This window comes from Streptomyces sp. NPDC000151 (assembly GCF_040301705.1).
In the GTDB taxonomy this organism is placed as follows: Bacteria; Actinomycetota; Actinomycetes; order Streptomycetales; family Streptomycetaceae; genus Streptomyces.
This window is the reverse complement of record NZ_JBEPFC010000274.1, coordinates 1-3,616: the sequence shown is the minus strand read 5'-3', so window position 1 is coordinate 3,616 and position 3,616 is coordinate 1. Positions and strand designations below refer to the sequence as shown.

Sequence of the window (3,616 nt, the reverse complement as noted above, 5' to 3'; positions counted from 1 at the left end):
GTCGTGACCGACGGCCACCAGCGGGCGGCGCGAGGCGTCCCGCAGCCGCTCCACGCGCAGTACTTCATGGGCCTTCAGCAGGCCCGCGGCCAGCGGCGTGCGGCCGCCGGTCGGCAGCTGCTCCAGCCGGGCCGCGCCCGCCTCCACGGAGGAGGTCGGCGGCAGCGCGAGCGCGGCCTCCGCGCCACGGAAGGTGATCATCCCGACCTTGTCGCGCCGCTGGTACGCGTCCAGCAGCAGCGACAGCACCGCGCCCTTGACCGCGGTCATCCGCTTCCGCGCCGCCATCGAGCCGGACGCGTCCACGACGAAGAGGACCAAGTTGCCCTCGCGGCCCTCGCGTACGGCCTCGCGCAGGTCGTCGCGGCGGACGAGCAGCCCGCGGCCGCTGCGCCCGCGCGCCTTCTGGTGCGGCGCCGCGGCCTGCACGGTCGCCGCCAGGTGCAGCTTGCCGAGCGCGCCCTGGGGGCGGCGGGAGCCGGTGGTACGGCCGTGCGCGGTACGGGCCCGCGAGCGGCGGCCGTCGGCGCCCTCGCCGAGCCCCGGCACGTCCAGCCGCCGGGTCTTGAACGGCTCGGCGGCGCCTACCGCGGCCTTCTCGGGCGCGGTCCCGCCCTCTGCGGCCTCGTTCTCTGCGGCCTCGTTCTTGGGCTGGGCGGGCTGCTCCTGGCCGCGGTCCGAGCGCTGGTCCGGTACGGAGGGCTGCTCGGGGCCCGCGTCGGCGCCGGACGGCGGCGGCGCGTCGTCCGGGCCGTCCTGCGGCGGCAGCCCGCCGCCCCCGTCAGGACCCCCGCCGTCCGGCCCGTCGTCCGGGCCCTCCGGCTCCGGGTCCGGCTCCTCGTCCTCCTGCGGCCCGAACTCCTCCAGCGTCTGGTCGAGCTTGTCCTCGTCCAGGCCCGGGGCGTCGAAGGGATTGCGGCGGCGCCGGTGCGGCAGCGCCAGCAGCGCGGCCTGCCGTACGTCGCCCTCGGTGACCTCGGCGCGGCCCGCCCAGGCGGCCAGCGCGGTCGCGGTACGCGCCATCACGATGTCGGCGCGCATACCGTCCACCTCGAAGGCCGCGCAGGTCGCGGCGATCTGGCGGAGCGCGGCGTCGCCGAGCACGACGTCCGGGAGCAGCGCCCGGGCCGTGGCGATCCGCTGCCGCAGCGCCTCCTCCTCGGCGGCCCAGCGCGCCGCGAAGCCGGCCGGGTCGGCGTCGTACGCCAGCCGCCGCCGGACCACCTCGACCCGCTGGTCCGGCTCACGGGACGCGGCGACCTCCACGGTCAGCCCGAACCGGTCCAGCAACTGCGGCCGCAGCTCGCCCTCTTCGGGGTTCATCGTCCCGACGAGCAGGAACCGCGCGGCGTGCCGCACGGAGACGCCCTCGCGCTCGACGTACGAGGCGCCCATGGCGGCGGCGTCGAGGAGGAGGTCGATCAGGTGGTCGTGCAGGAGGTTGACCTCGTCCACGTACAGGATGCCGCGGTGGGCGTGCGCGAGCAGGCCCGGCTCGAACGCCTTGACCCCCTCGGACAGGGCGCGCTCGATGTCGAGCGAGCCCGCCAGGCGGTCCTCCGAGGCACCCACCGGGAGTTCGACCATGCGGGCCGGACGGGCTTCGGCGGGGCTCACCTCGTGCGGCCCGTCCGGGCACTCCGGGTCCGGACCGGCGGGGTCGCAGCTGAAGCGGCAGCCGGCGACCACCGGGACGTCGGGCAGCAGATCCGCCAGCGCGCGCACGGCCGTGCTCTTGGCGGTGCCCTTCTCGCCGCGGACGAGGACCCCGCCCACCGCCGGGCTGACCGCGTTCAGCAGCAACGCCAGCCGCAGGTCGTCCATGCCGACGACAGCGGTGAACGGATACCGGGTGCTCACGTACGGATCACTCCTTCGAGTGGCTTTCGTTGGCTTCCCCTCGGGCGCGCTCACGGCGCCCCCGGCGGGACGAACGGCAGCCCCGCGGGCACCCCGTCCTCGATCAGCCGCAGCAGGGCCGCGGTGTCCGCGTGTTCTTCGATCAGGTCGCCCAGCGCGTCGAGCTGTTCCTCGCGCAGCGCGTCGAAGCAGGTGTCCGGCGCGGGCACGAACGCGCGCCCCGCGTCGGCGGCCACCCGGCGCAGGAAGGCGCGCCGGAAGCCGTCGCTCTCCAGGGAGCCGTGCCAGTGCGTGCCCCAGACGGAGCCGACGCGGCAGCCGTCCAGGAAGGCTTCGTCGCCCGCGCGGACCTGGGCGACGCCGTGGTGGATCTCGTACCCCGCCACCGGCTCGCCCAGCGCCTCGCCCGCCGGCCGCGCGAGGGTCTTCTCCGCCGCGAACCGCACCCGTACGGGCAGCAGTCCGAGCCCGTCGACGGCCCCGGCCCGCGACTCCACCTCGTCCTCGATGTGCTCGGCGAGCATCTGGAAGCCGCCGCAGATGCCGAGCACCGGGCGGCCTTCCGCGGCGCGGCGGGCGATCGCGTCCGCGAGGCCGCGCTCGCGCAGCCACTGCAGGGCCCGTACGGTCCCGCGGGTGCCGGGCAGTACGACCAGGTCCGCGTCGGCCAGCTCCTCGGGCCGGTCCACGAAGCGCACCACGACGCCCGGTTCGGCGGCGAGCGCGTCGACGTCCGTGAAGTTCGACATCAGGGGGACGGCGGCGACCGCGACGCGCAGGACGTCGCTGCCGTGCGGCGGCGCCACGACGCTCTCGCGGACCGCGCCCCGCAGGGACACCCGCAGGCCGTCCTCCTCGTCGATGCCGAGCCCGTGCCGGAACGGCAGTACGCCCAGCGTCGGCCGCCCGCTCAGCTGCTTGAGCATGTCCAGGCCCGGCTCCAGCAGCGTCACGTCGCCGCGGAACTTGTTCACCAGGTAGCCCGCGATGTGCGCCTGGTCGGCCGCGGAGAGCAGCGCGGTGGTGCCGAAGAAGGACGCGAAGACGCCGCCGCGGTCGATGTCGCCGACCACGACGACGGGCAGGTTCGCGGCGCGCGCGATGCCCATGTTCACGATGTCCGTGCGGCGGAGGTTGATCTCGGCCGGGCTGCCCGCGCCCTCGCAGATCACCGCGTCGTGCGTGCGGCGCAGCTCGGTCAGGCAGTCGGTGACCGTGCCGAGCAGCTGCTCCCGGCGGCCCGCGTACAGCGTCTGCCCGGGGGACGCCCCCTCGGCCCCGCCGAAGTATCCGCGGGCGCTCATCTCGCCCACCGGCTTGCCCAGCAGGACGACCTGGCTGCTGCGGTCGCTGCCGGGCTTGAGCAGTACCGGGTTCATCAGCGCGGTCGGCTCGACACGGGCCGCCGCTGCCTGCATGGCCTGCGCCCGCCCGATCTCCGCGCCCTCGCGCGTCACGAACGAATTGAGCGACATGTTCTGCGCCTTGAAGGGCGCGACCTTGACGCCCTTGCGGGTCAGCCAGCGGCAGATGCCCGCCGTGACCACGCTCTTGCCCGCGTCCGACGTCGTCCCGGCGACCAGCAGGCCGCCACCGAGAGTCCTGTCCGTACCGCTCACCGGGATCTCCTCGCCTTCCGCGCTCCGCGCACCGCGCCCACGGCGATCCGCGCCCCGACCGTCGTCACCAGCGCCAGCGCGCTCACCCGGCGCGACAGCCGCACCGCGCGCGCGATGTCCGCGCCGTCGACCGCGCG

General features: G+C 75.8%; 2 protein-coding genes. Both read right to left on the bottom strand.

The window, feature by feature from the left end; genetic code table 11:
* The coding region (locus ABT381_RS35365) for a putative cobaltochelatase (protein WP_351602106.1) at window positions 1-1,860 on the bottom strand (1,860 nt) is incomplete at its 3' end.
* 50 nt (window positions 1,861-1,910) lie between these two features.
* Window positions 1,911-3,479, bottom strand: coding sequence for a cobyric acid synthase (locus ABT381_RS35360; protein ID WP_351602103.1), 1,569 nt, complete (start codon window positions 3,477-3,479; stop codon window positions 1,911-1,913).
* Between the last annotated feature and the right edge of the window lie 137 nt (window positions 3,480-3,616).